The 17811-nt window shown below is 72.3% G+C and carries 16 protein-coding genes; all 16 read right to left on the reverse strand.

The features are described 5' to 3' along the window. Nucleotides 1–26 precede the first annotated feature (26 nt). The gene (locus BJ989_RS00255) at nt 27–1046 is read right to left on the reverse strand and encodes a polyprenyl synthetase family protein (RefSeq protein WP_179516515.1); all 1020 of its coding nucleotides are present in this window, start codon (nt 1044–1046) and stop codon (nt 27–29) included. After that, on the reverse strand, nt 1043–2629 hold the full coding sequence (nuoN, locus tag BJ989_RS00260; protein WP_179516516.1) for an NADH-quinone oxidoreductase subunit NuoN: 1587 nt from the start codon (nt 2627–2629) through the stop codon (nt 1043–1045). Before nuoN ends, BJ989_RS00255 begins: the two co-directional genes overlap by 4 nt. Beyond that, nucleotides 2629–4173, reverse strand: coding sequence for an NADH-quinone oxidoreductase subunit M (locus BJ989_RS00265; RefSeq protein ID WP_179516517.1), 1545 nt, complete (start codon nt 4171–4173; stop codon nt 2629–2631). The genes nuoN and BJ989_RS00265 overlap by 1 nt, the downstream gene beginning before the upstream one ends. Nucleotides 4174–4246: 73 nt before the next feature. Continuing rightward, on the reverse strand, nt 4247–6160 hold the full coding sequence (nuoL, locus tag BJ989_RS00270) for an NADH-quinone oxidoreductase subunit L (RefSeq protein WP_343049476.1): 1914 nt from the start codon (nt 6158–6160) through the stop codon (nt 4247–4249). Between the two features lie 70 nt (nt 6161–6230). Continuing rightward, nucleotides 6231–6527, reverse strand: a complete 297-nt coding sequence (gene nuoK / locus BJ989_RS00275; RefSeq protein ID WP_179516518.1) for an NADH-quinone oxidoreductase subunit NuoK — start codon at nt 6525–6527, stop codon at nt 6231–6233. After that, nucleotides 6527–7378 (reverse strand): NADH-quinone oxidoreductase subunit J, encoded by an 852-nt coding sequence (locus tag BJ989_RS00280; protein ID WP_179516519.1) that lies wholly within the window; start codon nt 7376–7378, stop codon nt 6527–6529. Before BJ989_RS00280 ends, nuoK begins: the two co-directional genes overlap by 1 nt. Continuing rightward, a complete protein-coding gene (gene nuoI, locus BJ989_RS00285; RefSeq protein WP_179516520.1) occupies nt 7375–7938 on the reverse strand; it encodes an NADH-quinone oxidoreductase subunit NuoI in 564 nt (187 codons plus the stop codon). The genes BJ989_RS00280 and nuoI overlap by 4 nt, the downstream gene beginning before the upstream one ends. Then, the gene (nuoH, locus tag BJ989_RS00290; protein ID WP_179516521.1) at nt 7938–9266 is read right to left on the reverse strand and encodes an NADH-quinone oxidoreductase subunit NuoH; all 1329 of its coding nucleotides are present in this window, start codon (nt 9264–9266) and stop codon (nt 7938–7940) included. Before nuoH ends, nuoI begins: the two co-directional genes overlap by 1 nt. Next, on the reverse strand, nt 9263–11683 hold the full coding sequence (locus tag BJ989_RS00295; protein ID WP_179516522.1) for an NADH-quinone oxidoreductase subunit G: 2421 nt from the start codon (nt 11681–11683) through the stop codon (nt 9263–9265). Before BJ989_RS00295 ends, nuoH begins: the two co-directional genes overlap by 4 nt. After that, complete coding sequence (nuoF, locus tag BJ989_RS00300) at nt 11680–12990, reverse strand: NADH-quinone oxidoreductase subunit NuoF (protein WP_179516523.1); 1311 nt, start codon at nt 12988–12990, stop codon at nt 11680–11682. Before nuoF ends, BJ989_RS00295 begins: the two co-directional genes overlap by 4 nt. Next, nucleotides 12987–13790 (reverse strand): NADH-quinone oxidoreductase subunit NuoE, encoded by an 804-nt coding sequence (gene nuoE / locus BJ989_RS00305; protein ID WP_179519224.1) that lies wholly within the window; start codon nt 13788–13790, stop codon nt 12987–12989. Before nuoE ends, nuoF begins: the two co-directional genes overlap by 4 nt. Nucleotides 13791–13837: 47 nt before the next feature. Then, a complete protein-coding gene (locus tag BJ989_RS00310; protein ID WP_179516524.1) occupies nt 13838–15226 on the reverse strand; it encodes an NADH-quinone oxidoreductase subunit D in 1389 nt (462 codons plus the stop codon). Then, nucleotides 15226–15969: an NADH-quinone oxidoreductase subunit C gene (locus BJ989_RS00315; RefSeq protein ID WP_179516525.1), complete on the reverse strand. Its 744-nt coding sequence runs from the start codon at nt 15967–15969 to the stop codon at nt 15226–15228. Before BJ989_RS00315 ends, BJ989_RS00310 begins: the two co-directional genes overlap by 1 nt. Beyond that, nucleotides 15966–16520 carry a NuoB/complex I 20 kDa subunit family protein gene (locus BJ989_RS00320; protein WP_179516526.1) on the reverse strand — a complete coding sequence of 185 codons (555 nt, stop codon included), beginning with the start codon at nt 16518–16520 and terminating at the stop codon, nt 15966–15968. The genes BJ989_RS00315 and BJ989_RS00320 overlap by 4 nt, the downstream gene beginning before the upstream one ends. Nucleotides 16521–16536: 16 nt before the next feature. After that, on the reverse strand, nt 16537–16896 hold the full coding sequence (locus BJ989_RS00325) for an NADH-quinone oxidoreductase subunit A (protein ID WP_179516527.1): 360 nt from the start codon (nt 16894–16896) through the stop codon (nt 16537–16539). Between the two features lie 208 nt (nt 16897–17104). After that, nucleotides 17105–17794: a demethylmenaquinone methyltransferase gene (locus BJ989_RS00330; RefSeq protein ID WP_179516528.1), complete on the reverse strand. Its 690-nt coding sequence runs from the start codon at nt 17792–17794 to the stop codon at nt 17105–17107. Between the last annotated feature and the right edge of the window lie 17 nt (nt 17795–17811).

Below are 17811 nucleotides of genomic sequence, written 5' to 3' on the forward strand. Positions count from 1 at the left end.
TCCGTGACCCCTCGGCGGGGGCCGGGTCAGCTGGAGCGGGAGGCGACGGCGTCGGCGAAGGTCTCGAGGGCCTCGCGGACAGGACCGTCGGGCAGCGCCACGAGCAGCGACTTGGCCTCGCGGGCGCGGTCGACGACGTAGGCGCGGGCCTCGTCCATCGCCGGGTGGGCGCGCAGCAGGTCGAGCGCCTCGGCGTGGAGGGCGTCGTCGGCGAGGTCGCAGCGACGCGGGTCGAGGAGCTCGAGCAGCCGAGCGTCGGCGGGGTCGCCCGAGCGCCGCACCATCATCACCGGCAGCGTCGGCACCCCCTCGCGGAGGTCGGTGCCGGGGGTCTTGCCCGACTCGCCCGACTCGGAGGCGATGTCGAGGATGTCGTCGGAGAGCTGGAAGGCCGCGCCGACGATCTCGCCGTACGACGTCAGCGCGCGCTCGACCTCCGGCGACGCGCCGCCGAAGCGAGCGCCGTAGCGTGCCGAGGTGGCGATGAGCGAGCCGGTCTTGCCGGCGACGACCTCGAGGTAGTGCGCCAGGGCGTCCTCGCCCGGGCCGGGCTCGACGGTCTCGAGGATCTGGCCCTCCACGAGCGCGGTGAAGGTCTGCGCCTGGATGCGCACCGCGTCGGCACCCAGCTCGGCGGTCAGCTCGGAGGACTTCGAGAAGAGGAAGTCGCCGGTGAGGATCGCGACGTGGTTGTCCCACCGGGCGTTGGCCGACGGGGCCCCGCGCCGCAGCTGCGCCTCGTCCATGACGTCGTCGTGGTAGAGCGAGGCCAGGTGGGTCAGCTCGACCACGCAGGCGGCGGTGAGCACCTCGTCGTTCCACGGCCGGTCGCCGGCCTCGGCGGCGAGGAGCACCAGCAGCGGCCGGAAGCGCTTGCCGCCGGCGTCGAGCAGGTGCGTCGCGGCCTCGCTGACGAACGGCGCGCGGCTGCGCACGTGGCCGGCCAGCGCCACCTCGACCTCGGCCAGCCGACCCCGCAGCCGCTCGGCGAGGTCCGCGTCGAGGACGGGGAGGGCCAGGGCGTCCGGGCCAGCCTGGGAGGTCACCTGAGGAATTGTCCCGCACTGCCCGCGAGGTCGAGCACCGGCCCGGGCAGCAGCCCGAGCGCGACGGTCACCGCGACCGCGAACGCGATCGCACCTGCGGTCAGCACCGAGGGCACGGCCACGGTCGGACCCTCCCCGACGGGGTCGGCGAAGTACATCAGCACGATGACGCGGACGTAGAAGAACGCCGCCACCACGCTGGTGAGGACCGCCGTGACCACGACCGGCCAGGCACCGGCCGCGAGGGCGGCGGCGAAGACCGACCACTTGCCGACGAAGCCGCTGGTGAGCGGGATGCCGGCCATCGAGATCAGGAACACCGCGAACGCGGCGGCCACGACCGGCGAGGTGCGCCCGAGGCCCGACCAGCGCGAGAGGTGGGTGGCCTCGCCGCCGGCGTCGCGCACGAGCGTGACGACGGCGAAGGCGCCGAGCGAGGCGAAGCCGTAGGTGACGAGGTAGAACATCACGGCCTGCAGTGAGCTGATCTCGCCCTCGCCGAGCTGGCCCGCGCCCTGCAGGCCGAGCACGCCGGTGAGCAGGAAGCCGGTGTGGGCGATCGAGGAGTAGGCGAGCATCCGCTTGACGTCGTCCTGGGTGATCGCGAGCACGGCACCGACGACCATCGTCAAGATGGCCACGATCCACAGCACCGGCTGCCAGCTCCAGCGCTCGGAGCCGAAGGCCACGTAGAAGAGCCGCAGGATCGCGCCGAAGGCCGCGACCTTGGTCGCCGCCGACATGAAGGCGGTGAGCGCGGTCGGCGAGCCCTGGTAGACGTCGGGGGTCCAGGCGTGGAACGGCACGGCGCCGACCTTGAAGAGCAGGCCGACGGCGACCATGCCGATGCCGGTCAGCAGCAGGCCTCGCGAGCCGACCCCGTTGCGCACGGCCTCGTTGATCGCGCCGAACTCCATCGAGCCGGCGTAGCCGTAGACCAGCGCGATGCCGTAGATGAGGAAGCCGGAGGAGAAGGCGCCGAGCAGGAAGTACTTCAGCGCGGCCTCCTGGCTCAGCAGCCGCCGCCGGCGGGCCAGGCCCGCGAGCAGGTAGAGCGGCAAGGAGAGCACCTCGAGCGCGACGAACATCGTCAGCAGGTCGTTGGCGGCCGGGAAGAGCATCATGCCGCCGACGGCGAAGACGAGCAGCGGGTAGACCTCGCTGTGCTCGAGGCCGGCCGCGGAGGCCTCCCGCTCGGCCTCCGAGCCCGGCAGCGCCGCGGCCTGGCCGGAGAAGCCGGTGACCCCGCCCTCCAGCCGCCGCTCGGCGAAGAGCAGCAGACCCGACAGCGCCAGCGCGAGCACGAGGCCCCACAGGAACACCGTGGGCCCGTCGACGGCGATGGTGCCGCCCGCGGTGACGACGCCCTTGGCGCCGCCCTCGACGGCGTCGAGGCGGCTGCCCACCACCACGGTGCCCACCAGCGCGGTCACCAGGCCGACGGCGGCGACGCCCACCTGCACGAGGAAGCGGCGTCGGCGCGGCGCGAAGGCCTCGACCAGCACGCCGACGCAGGCCGTGCCGAGCACGACCATGAGCGGCCACAGCGCGGCGTAGTCGAGGACCGGCTTCGAGAACTCCATCACTCGGCCCCTTCCCCGGTCGTGCCGGAGACGTCAGCGGCGGGGACGACCGGGGGGTCGTCGCTCACACCGACCTGCTGCAACGAGGTCTCGACGCTCGGGTTGATCACGTCGAGGAGCGGCATCGGGTAGAAGCCGAAGAACACCAGCGCCACCACCACCGGCGCCATCGCGGCGACCTCGCGGCGGTCGAGGTCGGGCATCGCGAGCACCTCCGGCGACGTCGGCCCGGTCATCGTGCGCTGGTACATCCACAGCACGTAGATCGCGGCCAGCGCGATGCCCGTGACGGCCACCGCCCCGACGTACGCCGCGTAGTCGAACGCCGCGACCAGCACCAGGAACTCGCTGACGAAGGTCGACAGGCCCGGCAGGCCGAGGGTCGCGAGGCCCGAGACCAGCAGCAGCCCGGCCAGCACGGGGGCGGCCTTCTCGGCGCCGGAGGTCGCGCGGATCGAGGCGGTGTGCCGGCGGCGGATGAGGTAGCCCGCCACGAGGAAGAGCCCGGCGGTCGCGAGACCGTGGTTGACCATGTAGAGGATCGAGCCGCTCTGCCCCTGCGTGGTGAAGACGAAGATGCCGAGCACGATGAAGCCGAAGTGCGACAGCGAGGTCAGGCCGACCAGGCGCAGCATGTCGTCCTGACCGATCGCCACCAGCGCGCCGTAGACGATGCTGACGAGCGCCAGGGTCACCACCACGGGCGTCGCCCACTGCGAGGCCTCGGGGAAGATCCCGAGGCAGAAGCGGATCATGCCGTAGGTGCCGATCTTGTCCAGGACGCACACCAGCAGCACGCTCGTGCCGGGCGTCGCCGCCTGCGTCGTGTCGGCCAGCCAGGTGTGGAAGGGGAAGAGCGGCGCCTTGACCGCGAAGGCGAAGAAGAAGCCCAGGAAGAGCCAGCGGCCCTCCCACAGCCCGAGCTCGAGCCCGGCGAGGTCGGCGACGAGGTAGGACGGGGCGCCGGCGTCGGCGGAGGCAACGTAGAGGCCGATGACGCTGGCCAGCATCACCAGGCCGCCGAGCAGCATGTAGATGAGGAACTTGACCGCGGCGCGGCCGCGTCCGACTCCGCCGAAGCCGCCGACGAGGAAGTACGCCGGCAGCAGCGTGGCCTCGAAGGCGACGTAGAAGAGGAAGACGTCGGTGGCCGTGAACACCGCGACCGCGGCCGCCTCGAGCGCGAGCACCCAGGCGAAGAACGCCTTGGTGTTGCGCAGGTCCGCGTCGGGCCACGAGGCCGCGACGACGACCGGCACCAGGAAGGTGGTGAGCAGCACCATGACGAGGCCGAGACCGTCGACGCCGAGCGCGTAGTGCGCCCCGAGGGCCTCGATCCACAGGTGGTCCTCGGTGAACTGCATGCCGGCGCCCACGTCGTACTGCGCCCAGACGAGCAGGGCGCCGACGAAGGTGAGGCCGGAGAAGCCGAGCGCCGACACCTTGGCCAGCGCCGCTCCCGGCGGGGAGGGCAGCGCAGCGGTGACCACGGCCCCGACGAGCGGGACCAGGATCAGGGCGGTGAGCCACGGGAAGTCGTTCATCGGTCCCCTCGGGCAGCAGGGTCGGGACGCACGCCCGAGGGCGTCGTCGTGGTGGTCGAGAGGCGGGCGGCGCTCATCGCAGCTGCACCGCCAGGAGCGCGACGACGAGGACGAGCGCGCCGGCGAAGAGCGAGAGCGCGTAGCTGCGGACGAAGCCGGTCTGCACCCGGCGCAGGACGCCGGAGAGGCCGCCGAGGGCGAGCGAGCCGTTCTCGACGACGCCGTCGACGCCGGCGCGGTCGAAGCGGGCGAGGCCGCGCACGAGCACGCCGCCGGGCCGCACCACCACGGCGTCGTTGAGGTCGTCGCCGAAGAGGTCGCGGCGCGCGGCGCGGGTCGCGAAGGAGACGTCCTGCGGGGCCTCGCGCGGCACGTCGCGCTTGCCGACGAGGAACCACGCGGTGGCCACGCCGGCGGCGACCACGAGCGTCACCAGGACCGACACCGCGATCGGGGGCAGCGCGAACTCGTGGGCCTCGCCCTTGCCGACCACCGGCTCGAGCCAGCCCTTGATCCAGTCGCCCAGGATGAGCACGCCGCCGAGCACCGACAGCGCGGCCAGCACCACCAGCGGCACGGTCATGACCGACGGCGACTCGTGGGGGTGCGCGTCGTCGCGCCAGCGCTTCTCGGTGAAGAAGGTCAGCAGCATCAGCCGGGTCATGTAGAAGGCGGTGATGCCCGCGCCGAGCAGTGCGAGCAGGCCCACCAGGAGGTTCTCGGCGAGCGCGGTCTCGATGATGCGGTCCTTCGACCAGAAGCCCGAGAAGCCCGGGAAGCCGATGATCGCGAGGTAGCCCATCGCGAACGTCAAGAAGGTGACGGGCACGGCCTGGCGCAGCGCGCCGTAGCGGCGCATGTCGACCTCGTCGTCCATCGCGTGCATCACCGACCCGGCGCCCAGGAACATGTTGGCCTTGAAGAAGCCGTGGGTGATGAGGTGGAAGATCGCGTAGGCGTAGCCCGCGGCGCCGAGGCCGGCGGCGAGCATCATGTAGCCGATCTGGCTCATGGTGGAGCCGGCCAGCGCCTTCTTGACGTCGTCCTTGGCGCAGCCGATGACCGCGCCCCACAGCAGCGTGACCGTGGCGACCACGACCACCGTGGTCTGGGCGACCTCGGCCTGCTCGAAGACGAAGTTGGAGCGCACGACGAGGTAGACGCCGGCGGTGACCATGGTGGCGGCGTGGATCAGCGCGGAGACCGGGGTCGGGCCCTCCATCGCGTCGAGCAGCCACGCCTGCAGCGGGACCTGGGCGGACTTGCCGCAGGCGCCGAGCAGCAGCAGCAGGCCGATCGCGTTCATCGTGGCCGACGAGGCCTCCGGCGCCGCGGCGCTGACCCCGGCGAAGGAGCTGGTGCCGAAGGTGACGAACATCAGCATGATCGCCAGCGAGAGGCCCATGTCGCCGACGCGGTTGATCACGAAGGCCTTCTTGGCGGCGGCCGCCGCGGACGGCTTGTGCTGCCAGAAGCCGATGAGCAGGTAGGACGCCAGGCCGACGCCCTCCCAGCCCAGGAAGATGCCGAGGTAGTCGCCGGCGAGGACCAGCACGAGCATCGCGGCGACGAAGAGGTTGAGGTAGCCGAAGAACCGGCGCCGGCGCGGGTCGTGCGCCATGTAGCCGATCGAGTAGACGTGGATCAGCGTGCTGACGCCGGTGATCAGCAGCACGAAGAGCGAGCTCAGCGGGTCGAGCAGGAGGTCCATGCCGACGCGGAAGTCGCCGGTCTCGATCCAGGTGAAGAGGGTGCGGCCGACCTGGCGCTCGCCCTCGTCGCGCCCGAGGAGCGCGAGGAACTGCAGCACGCCCAGCACGAAGGAGCCCGCGACGGTGGCCGTGCCGAGCAGGTGGCCCAGGCGGTCGGTCACGGGGCGCGCCACGGCGGGCCCGACGACCAGCAGCAGCAGCGCACCGGCCAGCGGCAGCGCGATGACCAGCCACACCAGCGACAGCACGCCGTCGGCGCTCACCGGCGAGACCACCGGCACGGTCACGGACTCCTCGGCGGCGCGCAGCACACCCGAGGTCAGGAGGTTCGGCACGTTCGTCCCCTCAGTACTTCAGCAGGCTCGCGTCGTCGACCGAGGCCGAGCGACGGGCGCGGAAGATGGTCATGATGATCGCGAGCCCGACGACGACCTCGGCCGCGGCGACGACCATGACGAAGAAGGCCGCGACCTGCCCGTCGAGGTTGCCGTGCTGCTTGGCGAAGGTCACCAGCGCGAGGTTGGAGGCGTTGAGCATCAGCTCGACGCACATGAAGACCACGATCGCGTTGCGCCGGGTGAGCACCCCGACGCAGCCGATCGTGAACAGGATCGCCGACAGCACGACGTACGGCGTGAGCATCAGCGCTCCTCCTCCCCTGCGCGCGGCGCGCCGTCGTGCTCGGTGGTGGTGCCGGCGGTGGCCTGCGCGCCTCCCGGCGAGGTCTCGCCCGACAGCGCGGGGTCCTGGCCGAGCTGGCGGCGGACCTCGGTGACGTCGTCGGCGAAGGCCGGGGCGCTGCGCACCGTGCCGCGCGCGGTGAGCACCCGCGGGACGGAGTCCTCGGCCGGCGTGCCGTCGGGCAGCAGCGCCGGGGTGTCGACCGCGTTGTGGCGCGCGTAGACGCCCGGCGAGGGCAGCGGGCCGAGCGGCTTGCCGGTCTCGGACCAGTCGCGCACCCGCTGGGCGGCGCGGTCGGCCTGGGTGGCGCGCGGGCTGAGCCGCTCGCGGTGCGTCAGCACCATCGCGCCGACCGCGGCGGTGATGAGCAGCGCGCTGGTGGTCTCGAAGGCGAAGACGTAGCGCGAGAACAGCACGTTGGCGAGCGCCTCGATGTTGCCGCCCTCGTTGGCGGCCTCGAGCCCGACGGCGGTGCCGAGCGTGACCTGGCCGAGGCCGACGAGCACCACGACGGCGAAGAGCACGCCGACGACTCCGGCGAGCACGCGCTGGCCCCGGATGGTCTCGACGACCGAGTCGGAGGCGTCGACGCCGACGAGCATGAGCACGAAGAGGAAGAGCATGAGGATCGCGCCGGTGTAGACGATGATCTGCACCGCGAAGAGGAACGGCGCCTCGAGCGCGAGGTAGAGCAGCGCCATGCTGATCATCACGACGGCGAGCAGCAGCGCGGCGTGCACCGCCTTGCGCACCACGAGCAGCCCGAGCGCCGCGAGCACCATGATCGGCGCGAGGATCCAGAAGGCGGTCACCGCGGCGCCCCCTGACCGTCAGCGGGAGCACCCTCGGCGGGCCGCGCGGAGAACGTGCCGCGGTAGTAGTCGCCCTCGTCGTCGCCGAGCCGCATCGGGTGCGGCGGCTGCTCCATGCCCGGCAGCAGCGGGGCCAGCAGCTCGTTCTTCGTGTAGATGAGGTCGGCGCGGTTGTCGTCGGCCAGCTCGTACTCGTTGGTCATCGTGAGCGCGCGCGTCGGGCAGGCCTCGATGCACAGCCCGCACAGGATGCAGCGCAGGTAGTTGATCTGGTAGACGCGGCCGTAGCGCTCGCCGGGGCTGAAGCGCTCGTCCTCGCTGTTGTCGCCGCCCTCGACGTAGATCGCGTCGGCGGGGCAGGCCCACGCGCACAGCTCGCAGCCGATGCACTTCTCGAGCCCGTCGGGCCAGCGGTTGAGCTGGTGGCGGCCGTGGAAGCGCGGCGCGGTCGGCTGCTTGTCGAAGGGGTACTGCTCGGTGACGACCTTGCGGAACATCGTCCGGAAGGTGACCCCGAACCCGGCGACCGGGTCGAGGAACTGCTCCTTGAGCGTGGCCATCAGCTCTCCTCCTGCGTGCGCGGAGCGGTGGTCGTGGTGGTCGCCGTGCCGCCCACGTGCGGCTCGTCGAAGCGCAGCGGGGCGGCGGCGCCGCGGACCGGACCGCCGGCGGGCATGGGCGGGGTGGGGAAACCGCCGGGGCGCGGGGCCAGGGCGGCCTCGCGCTCCGACGCCTCGGCCTCCTCGTCGTCGCCGGAGTCGCCGACGAAGAACAGGCCCAGGAAGACGATCGCGAGCGCGCCGATGCCGACCAGGAGGTACTGCCGGTCGATGCCGCCCTCCAGCGAGACGGCGCGGATGGTCGCGACGGCCACGATCCAGCCGAGCGAGAGCGGGATCAGCACCTTCCAGCCGAGCGCCATGAACTGGTCGTAGCGCAGTCGCGGTAGGGACCCACGCAGCCAGATGAAGAAGAAGATGAACAGCAGCACCTTGCCGAAGAACCACAGCAGCGGCCAGTAGCCCTCGTTGGCGCCCTCCCACACCTGCGCGATGCCGAAGGGCGCGCGCCAGCCTCCGAGGAAGAGCGTCGTGGCGAGCGCGGAGACGGTGGCCATGTTGACGTACTCGCCGAGGAAGAACAGCGCGAACTTCAGCGAGGAGTACTCGGTGTGGAAGCCGCCGACGAGCTCGCCCTCGGCCTCGGGCAGGTCGAAGGGCGCGCGGTTGACCTCGCCGACCATCGAGATGACGTAGATGACGAAGCTCGGCAGCAGGATCACGCCGAACCAGAACTCCTCCTGCGCGGCGACGATCTGCGAGGTCGACATCGACCCCGCGTAGAGGAACACCGCGACGAGCGCCAGGCCCATCGCGACCTCGTAGGAGATCATCTGGGCGCTCGAGCGCAGCCCGCCCAGCAGGGAGTACGTCGAGCCCGACGCCCAGCCGCCGAGGACGATGCCGTAGATGCCGATCGAGGCGATGGCCATGACGAAGAGCACCGCCACGGGCATGTCGGTCAGCTGCAGCGGCGTGACCACGTCGGTGAACGGGATCTCGACCTCGGGGCCGAAGGGGATCACCGAGAAGGTGATGAAGGCCGGCACCACCGTGATCACGGGCGCCAGCACGAAGACCACCTTGTCGGCGGCCTTCGGGATGATGTCTTCCTTGAGCGCCAGCTTCACGCCGTCGGCGAGCGACTGCAGCAGGCCGAAGGGGCCGTGCACGTTGGGCCCGATGCGGTGCTGCATGCGCGCCACGACGCGCCGCTCCCACCAGATGTTGAAGAGCGTGAGCAGCACGAGCACCACGAAGATGAGCACCGCCTTGAGCAGCACCACCCAGAGCGGGTCGCCGCCGAAGGCCGAGAGGTCGTCGCTCACGCGCTCGCTCCTGTCACCGTGACGGGGGCGCCGGGTGCGGCCACGTCGGCCCACACCCCGCGCCCGGTGGAGTTCGTCGGCAGCCAGACCACGCCGGCGGGCAGGTCGGCCGCCACGGCCGGCAGCGTCACCGAGCCGCGCTCACCGGTCACGGTGACGACGTCCCCGAGACGGGCGAGCGCGTCGGGGTGCAGCCGGGCGACGGCCGGGCGCGCGGTGGCGCGCAGGTTGGCGTCGCCGTCCTGCAGGCTGCCGAGGTCGAGCATCTGCTTCCACGTGGCCAGGCGGTAGGAGCCCGCCACCGACGTGGGCGAGCCGGCCAGCGGGGCCGCCGCGACCGCCGGGGCCGCGGGCCGCTCGCCGTCCCACGGACCGAGCTGCTCCATCTCGGCGCGGGCCTCGGCGACCGTGCGGAAGCCCAGCGGACGGCCGAGCTCGTCGGCGATGCCGGCGAGCACCCGCAGGTCGGGCAGCACGCCGGGCACCTGCAGCACCGCGTCGAAGGGGCGGACGCGCCCCTCCCAGGTCACGAACGTCCCGGCCTTCTCGACCGGCGCCGCGACCGGCAGCACCACGTCGGCGGCGCGGGTGACGTCGGTCGCGCGCAGCTCGAGGCTCACCACGAAGCCCGCGGCGTCGAGGGCGGCGCGGAAGGCGGCCGGGTCGGGCAGGTCGTCGACCCCGACGCCGCCGACGACCAGCGCTCCCAGCCGGCCCTCGAGCACCGCGGCGACCATCGCGTCGAGGTCGCGGCCCGGCTGCTCCGGCAGCGAGTCGGCGCCCCAGGCGGTGGCGACGTCGACGCGCGCGGCGGCGTCGGCGACCGGACGACCTCCGGGCAGCAGCGTAGGCAGGCAGCCGGCCTCGACCGCGCCGCGGTCACCGGCACGGCGCGGCACCCAGGCCAGCCGGGCGCCGGACTTCGCAGCCAGCTCAGCAGCGGCCGAGAGGGCCCCGGGCACCGTCGCGAGCCGCTCGCCGACGAGCACGACCGCGCGTTGGTCGAGCCCGTGCTCGGCGTGGCCGAGCAGGCTGCGCAGGGCCTCGGGCTCCTCACCGGGGACCGTCGGCACCAGCGTGGCGCCGAGCTTGCGCGTGCCTGGCGAGGTGTACGGCGCGAGCGTGACGACGCGGGTCGCGGGGCGCTGCCGGGTGGCCTTGCGCAGCCGCAGGAAGAGCGTGCCGGCCTCGTCCTCGGGCTCGAGCCCCGCGAGGACGACCACGGAGGCGGCCTCGAGGTCGGCGTACGTCACGCCGCCGTGGCCGGGACCCGTGAGCGCGACGTGGGCGGCCAGGAAGTCGGCCTCCTCGGCGCTGTGCGGCCGCGCGCGGAAGTCGACGTCGTGGGTGCCGAGCGCGACGCGGGCGAACTTCGACCAGGCGTAGGCGTCCTCGGCGGTCACACGACCGCCCGGCAGCACCCCGACCCCGCCGGCTGCGGCGAGGCCGCGAGCGGCGACCGCGAGGGCCTCGGGCCACGACGCCGGGCGGTGCTCGCCGGTCGCCTCGTCGCGCACCAGCGGGTGGCGCAGGCGGTCGTCGGCCCGGACGTAGTGGAAGGCGAAGCGGTCCTTGTCGGTGATCCACTCCTCGTTGACCTCGGGGTCGTCGCCGGCGAGGCGGCGCACGACCTTGCCGCGGCGGTGGTCGACGCGGATGGCGGCGCCGCAGGCGTCGTGCTCGGCGACCGAGGGCGAGGAGACCAGGTCGAAGGGCCGCGAGCGGAAGCGGTACTCGGCGGAGGTCAGTGCGCCGACCGGGCAGATCTGGATGGTGTTGCCCGAGAAGTAGGACTCGAACGGCTCCTTCTCGTAGATGCCCACCTGCTGGAGCGCTCCGCGCTCGACGAGCGCGATGAAGGGGTCGCCCGCGATCTGCTCCGAGAAGCGGGTGCAGCGCGCGCACAGCACGCAGCGCTCGCGGTCGAGCAGCACCTGGGCCGAGATGTTGATGGGCTTGGGGTAGGTGCGCTTGACGCCGCCGCTCTCGGCGAACCGCGACTCCGCGCGCCCGTTGCTCATCGCCTGGTTCTGCAGCGGGCACTCGCCGCCCTTGTCGCACACCGGGCAGTCGAGCGGGTGGTTGATGAGCAGCAGCTCCATCACGCCCTGCTGCGCCTTGTCGGCGACCGGGCTGGTGGCCTGGGTGTGCACGACCATGCCGTCGGCGACCTGCAGCGTGCACGAGGCCTGCGGCTTCGGGATCGGGCGGCCGTTGCCGGCGTCGGGCACGTCGACGAGGCACTGGCGGCACGCGCCGACGGGCTCGAGGAGCGGGTGGTCGCAGAAGCGTGGCACCTGCACCCCCACCTGCTCGGCGGCGCGGATGACGAGGGTGTCCTTCGGGACGCTGACCTCGACGCCGTCGATGGTGAGGGTGACGAGGTCCTGCTGGACCCGGTCGGGGGTGGTGGTCATGCGGAGGCTCCCGCGGGGGCGAAGGCGGTCGAGGCGGCCGGGTCGAAGGGGCAGCCGCCGTGGCGCAGGTGGTCGAGGAACTCCTCGCGGAAGTGCTGGATCGCCGAGGTGATGGGGCTCGTCGCACCGTCACCGAGCGCGCAGAAGGAGCGGCCGAGGATGTTGTCGCAGGTGTCGAGCAGCAGGTCGAGGTCGGCCTCGCTGCCCTCGCCCCGCTCGAGGCGGGCCAGCGTCTGCACGAGCCACCACGTGCCCTCGCGGCACGGGGTGCACTTGCCGCACGACTCGTGCTTGTAGAACTCGGTCCAGCGCAGCACCGCCCGCACGACGCAGACCGTGTCGTCGAAGACCTGCAGCGCGCGGGTGCCGAGCATGGAGCCCGCCGCGCCCACGGCCTCGTAGTCGAGCGGCACGTCGAGGTGCTCGGCGGTGAGGATCGGGGTGGAGGAGCCGCCCGGCGTCCAGAACTTCAGCTCGTGGCCGGTGCGGATGCCGCCGGCGAGGTCCACCAGCTCGCGCAGGGTGATGCCGAGCGGGGCCTCGAACTGGCCGGGGTGGCGCACGTGCCCGGACAGCGAGTAGAGCACCATGCCCTTCGACTTCTCGGTGCCCATCGAGGCGAACCAGTCCGCGCCGTTCGCCACGATCGAGGGCACCGAGGCGATCGACTCGACGTTGTTGATCACGGTGGGGCTGGCGTACAGGCCCGCCACGGCCGGGAAGGGCGGACGCAGGCGCGGCTGGCCGCGACGGCCCTCGAGGGAGTCGAGGAGCGCGGTCTCCTCGCCGCAGATGTAGGCGCCGGCACCGGCGTGGACGACCAGGTCGAGGTCGTAGCCGGAGCCGTGGACGTCCTTGCCGAGGTGGCCGGCGAGGTAGGCCTCCTGCACGGCGCGCTGCAGGCGCCGCACCACGTGCAGGATCTCGCCGCGCACGTAGATGAAGGCGTGGTGCGCCCGGATGGCGTAGGAGGAGATGATCACGCCCTCGATGAGGGTGTGGGGGTCCGCCATCATCAGCGGGGTGTCCTTGCAGGTGCCCGGCTCCGACTCGTCGGCGTTGACGACGAGGTACTTCGGGTTGGGGTTGTCCTGGGGGATGAAGCCCCACTTCATGCCGGTCGGGAAGCCCGCGCCGCCGCGCCCGCGCAGGCCGGACTCCTTGACGGCCGCGATCACGTCGTCGGGGTCGGTGGCGAGCGCCTTGCGCAGCGCCTGGTAGCCGCCGCGCTCCTCGTAGGAGGCGAGGGTCCAGGACTGCTCGGCGTCCCAGCCGTCGCTGAGGACCGGGGTCAGCACGTCCGTCACTTCGCGTCACCGCCCTCGTTGCCGGGGTTGTCCTCGTGCTGCACGTCGGTCGGGCTCTGCTCGACCGCCGCCTCCTGCCGGGTGTGCTCGGCCTCGGGCGCGCCCTCGGCCCCCCGCGCCGCCTCGACGGCGGCGTCGCCCGCCGACCCGCCGGGCGCCGACGGGGCGCTCCAGCCGCGCTCGCGGGCGATCCGCAGCCCGCGCAGGCTCGCCTCGCCCGCCGACGGGCCCTCGTCGGCCCGGTCGTCCGGGAAGCCGGCGAGCACCCGCTCGGCCTCGCGCCACGTGCACAGGCGGGGGCCGCGCGTGGAGCGCACCTCGCGACCGGCGCGCAGGTCGTCGACCAGCTGCACCGCGGACTCGGGCGTCTGGTCGTCCATGAACTCCCAGTTGACCATCACGACCGGCGCGTAGTCGCACGCCGCGTTGCACTCCACGTGCTCGAGCGTGATCGCGCCGTCCTCGGTGGTCTCGTCGTTGCCGACCCCGAGGTGGTCCTTCAGCCGCTCGAAGATCGCGTCGCCGCCCATGACCGCGCACAGCGTGTTGGTGCAGACGCCGACGTGGTGCGTGCCCATCGGGCGCCGCTTGTACATCGTGTAGAAGGTCGCGACCCCGCTGACCTCGGCTGCGGAGATGCCGAGGACGTCGGCGCACGCCTCGATCCCCTCGGGGGTGACCATGCCCTGCACCGACTGCACGAGGTGCAGCATCGGCAGCAGCCCCGAGCGCGGCTGCGGGTAGCGGGCGGCGATCTCGCGCAGCTCGTCGTAGGTGGTCTGCGTCAGCGGCTCGCGCACGGCGCCGTCGACGGGACGGGCGGGCTCGTGGGTCGCGGGCGTGGTGCTCACCGGTCGACACCTCCCATGACGGGGTCGATGGAGGCGATCGCGACGATGACGTCGGCGACCTGGCCGCCCTCGCTCATCACGCTCGTCGCCTGCAGGTTGGCGAAGGACGGGTCGCGGAAGTGCGCCCGGAAGGGACGGGTGCCCCCGTCGGAGACGACGTGGGCGCCGAGCTCGCCGCGGGGGCTCTCGATCGGCACGTAGGCCTGGCCGGCCGGCACCTTGAAGCCCTCCGTGACCAGCTTGAAGTGGTGGATCAGCGCCTCCATCGACTCCCCCATGATGTGGCGGATGTGGTCGAGGCTGTTGCCCATGCCGTCGGAGCCGATGGCCAGCTGGCTGGGCCAGGCGACCTTCTTGTCGCCGACCATCACCGGTGCGCCCTCGAGGCCGGCGAGCCGGTCGGCGCACTGCTCGACGATCTTCAGCGACTCGTGCATCTCGGCCAGCCGGATGCGGAAGCGGCCGTAGGCGTCGGCGGTGTCCCAGGTCTGGACCTCGAAGTCGTAGGTCTCGTAGCCGCAGTAGGGCGAGGTCTTGCGCAGGTCCCAGGGGTAGCCGGTCGACCGCAGCACCGGGCCGGTGAGGCCGAGCGCCAGGCAGCCCTCGAGGTCGAGGTGGCCGACGCCCTCGAGGCGGGCCTTGAAGATCGGGTTGGCGTTGCAGAGCGCGGCGTACTCCGGCAGGCGCTTGCGCATGAGGGCGACGAAGTCGCGGATCTCGTCGAGCGCGCCCGGCGGGAGGTCCTGGGCGACGCCGCCCGGCCGGATGTAGGCGTGGTTCATGCGCAGCCCGGTGATGAGCTCGAAGAGGTCGAGCACCAGCTCGCGCTCGCGGAACCCGATCGTCATCACGGTGAGGGCACCGATCTCCATGCCGCCGGTGGCGATGGCGACGAGGTGGGAGGAGATGCGGTTGAGCTCGAGCATGAGCACGCGCAGGACGTCGGCCTTCTCGGGGACGTCGTCCTCGATGCCGAGGAGGCGCTCGACGCCCAGGCAGTAGGTGGCCTCGTTGTGCAGCGGGGAGAGGTAGTCCATCCGGGTGCAGAACGTGACGCCCTGGACCCAGGTGCGGTACTCCATGTTCTTCTCGATGCCGGTGTGGAGGTAGCCGATGCCGCACCGGGCCTCGGTGACCTGCTCGCCCTCGAGCTCGAGGATCAGCCGGAGCACGCCGTGCGTGCTGGGGTGCTGAGGGCCCATGTTGACCACGACCCGCTCCTCGGCCTCCTCGCCGAGGCCCTCGGAGATGGTGTCCCAGTCCTGGCCGGTGACGGTGAAGACCCGCCCCTCGGTGGTCTCGGCGCCCGCGGCGTAGAGGTCGTCGGCGCCCCGGGTGGAGCCGGCGGCGCCGGTGCTCGTGGTGCTGTCCTGGGTGGTGCTCATCAGCTGTAGGACCTCCGCTGGTCGGGCGGCGGCACGGTGCCGCCCTTGTACTCCACAGGGATGCCGCCCAGCGGGTAGTCCTTGCGCTGGGGGTGGCCCGGCCAGTCGTCGGGCATGAGGATGCGCGTCAGCGAGGGGTGGCCGTCGAAGACGATGCCGAACATGTCCCACGTCTCCCGCTCGTGCCAGTCGGCCGCAGGGTAGGTCGAGACGATCGAGGGCACGTGCGGGTCGGCGTCGGGGCAGGAGACCTCGAGGCGCACGCGGCGGTTCCAGGTCATGGAGGCCAGGTGGTAGACGGCGTGCAGCTCCTGGCCGTGGTCGGCGGGGTAGTGCACGCCGCTGACCGAGGCGCAGAGCTCGAAGCGCAGCGCCGGGTCGTCGCGCAGCAGGCGGGCGACCACCGGGAGGTCCTCGCGGCGCACGTGCAGCGTCAGCTCGCCACGGTGCACCACGACGCGCTCGACGGCGTGCGGCGCACCCGCCTCGGCGAGCCCCGCCTCCAGCGCGTCGGCGACGGCGTCGAACCACCCGCCGTACGGGCGCGAGGCGGGCGCGGGGTAGGTCGTCGGCGCGACCAGGCCGCCGTAGCCGGAGGTGTCGCCGGAGCCGCGGACGCCGAACATGCCGCGGCGCTCGCCGACGGCGCGGACCTCGCCCGGCCGCGCCGGGACGTTGACGGGCGACTGCTCGGGAGCGGGCTGCTCCACGGCGCGGTCGGGTCCCTCGGTGGGGGTGCTCACCGCAGCAGGCCCTTCATCTCCTCGGTCGGCACGGCGTTGAGCGCCGCCGTCTCGAGCTCGCGCACCTGGGCGCGGCGGTTGGCGCCGAGCTTGGTGTGCTGGACCTGGTCGTGCAGCTTGAGGATGGCGTCGATGAGCATCTCCGGGCGGGGCGGGCAACCGGGGAGGTACATGTCGACGGGCACGACGTGGTCGACGCCCTGGACGATGGCGTAGTTGTTGAACATGCCGCCCGAGCTGGCGCACACGCCCATCGCGAGCACCCACTTGGGCTCGGCCATCTGGTCGTAGATCTGGCGCAGCACCGGGGCCATCTTCTGGCTCACCCGGCCCGCGACGATCATCAGGTCGGCCTGGCGCGGGCTCGCCCGGAAGACCTCCATGCCGAAGCGGGCGAGGTCGTACTTCGGGCCGCCCGAGGTCATCATCTCGATGGCGCAGCAGGCCAGGCCGAAGGTGGCCGGCCAGAAGGACGCCTTGCGCATGTAGCCGGCGACCCCCTCGACGGTGGTCAGCAGGACGCCGCTCGGCAGCTTCTCTTCGAGTCCCATGGGTCAGTCCCTGCTCTCAGTCCCAGTCGAGGCCGCCGCGTCGCCACACGTAGGCGTAGGCGACGAAGACGGTGGCGATGAAGATGACCATCTCGACCAGCCCGAAGAGGCCGAGTGCGTCGAAGTGCACCGCCCAGGGGTAGAGGAAGATGATCTCGATGTCGAAGATGATGAACATCATCGCGGTGATGTAGTACTTCACCGGGAAGCGACCGCCGCCCACCGGCTGCGGGGTGGGCTCGATGCCGCACTCGTAGGAGTCGACCTTGACCCGGTTGAACCGCTTGGGCCCGGTCTGGGTGGAGATGACCACCGAGAAGACCGCGAAGCCGAAGGCCAGGGCGGCCAGTGCCAGCACCGGCGTGTAGAGCTCCATTGCCTCGACCTCCCCGACGCGGCGGGGCCTGCCGGCCCCGGTCACGTGCTCTTGTGAACGGCTTCACTAAGTGGCGCGGGCCACAGTCTACGAGTGGCAGATCACATCCGCACCTGGGGGGTGCGCGGGGCCGGTTGCCGTTCCTCAGGGCGATTTAGGGCACCTCGGCGTGCCCTAAATCACGCCTGGCGAGAGGTTGCGGAGAGCGTCAGGCGGTGGCGCGGTGGAGGGCGACGATGCCGCCCGACAGGTCGCGCCACTCGGGGCGCTGCCAACCGGCCGCGGCCAGCAGGTCGACCAGGCCGCGCTGGTCGGGCCAGGCACGGATCGACTCGGCGAGGTAGACGTAGGCGTCGGGGCTGGAGGAGACGGCGCGGGCGATCGAGGGCAGCGCCTTCATGAGGTACTCGAGGTAGACCCGGCGGAACGGCGCCCACGTCGGGTGGCTGAACTCGCAGACGACGAGCCGGCCGCCGGGACGCGTGACCCGGCGCATCTCGCGCAGTCCCGCCAGCGGGTCGACGATGTTGCGCAGGCCGAAGCTGATGGTGACCGCGTCGAAGGTGGCGTCGGCGAAGGGCAGGCGGGTGCCGTCGCCTGCGGTGAAGGGCAGCGAGGGGCGCGCCCGCTTGCCGACCTGCAGCATCCCGAGGGAGAAGTCGCACGGCACGACCTGGGCACCGCGGGCGGCGAAGGGCTCGCTCGAGGTGCCGGTGCCGGCGGCGAGGTCGAGCACGCGCTCGCCCGGGCGCGGGTCGACCGCGTCGATGACCTCGCGACGCCAGCGGCGGTCCTGGCCCAGCGAGAGCACGTCGTTGGTGACGTCGTAGCGCCGCGCCACCGCGTCGAACATCGCTCGGACGTCGGTCGGCTGCTTGTCGAGGTCTGCGCGGGCCACGGGCGCCAGCGTAGGCG

The organism is Nocardioides perillae, from assembly GCF_013409425.1.
In the GTDB taxonomy this organism is placed as follows: Bacteria; Actinomycetota; Actinomycetes; order Propionibacteriales; family Nocardioidaceae; genus Nocardioides; species Nocardioides perillae.

Excerpts from the sequence above, each read along its gene's own strand:
- nuoN (WP_179516516.1), bottom strand. The coding sequence starts at position 2,629 with ATGGAGTTCTCGAAGCCGGTCCTCGACTACGCCGCGCTGTGGCCGCTC.
- BJ989_RS00265 (WP_179516517.1), bottom strand. The coding sequence starts at position 4,173 with ATGAACGACTTCCCGTGGCTCACCGCCCTGATCCTGGTCCCGCTCGTC.
- nuoK (WP_179516518.1), bottom strand. The coding sequence starts at position 6,527 with ATGCTCACGCCGTACGTCGTGCTGTCGGCGATCCTGTTCACGATCGGC.
- nuoI (WP_179516520.1), bottom strand. The coding sequence starts at position 7,938 with ATGGCCACGCTCAAGGAGCAGTTCCTCGACCCGGTCGCCGGGTTCGGG.
- BJ989_RS00295 (WP_179516522.1), bottom strand. The coding sequence starts at position 11,683 with ATGACCACCACCCCCGACCGGGTCCAGCAGGACCTCGTCACCCTCACC.
- BJ989_RS00310 (WP_179516524.1), bottom strand. The coding sequence starts at position 15,226 with ATGAGCACCACCCAGGACAGCACCACGAGCACCGGCGCCGCCGGCTCC.
- BJ989_RS00320 (WP_179516526.1), bottom strand. The coding sequence starts at position 16,520 with ATGGGACTCGAAGAGAAGCTGCCGAGCGGCGTCCTGCTGACCACCGTC.
- BJ989_RS00325 (WP_179516527.1), bottom strand. The coding sequence starts at position 16,896 with ATGGAGCTCTACACGCCGGTGCTGGCACTGGCCGCCCTGGCCTTCGGC.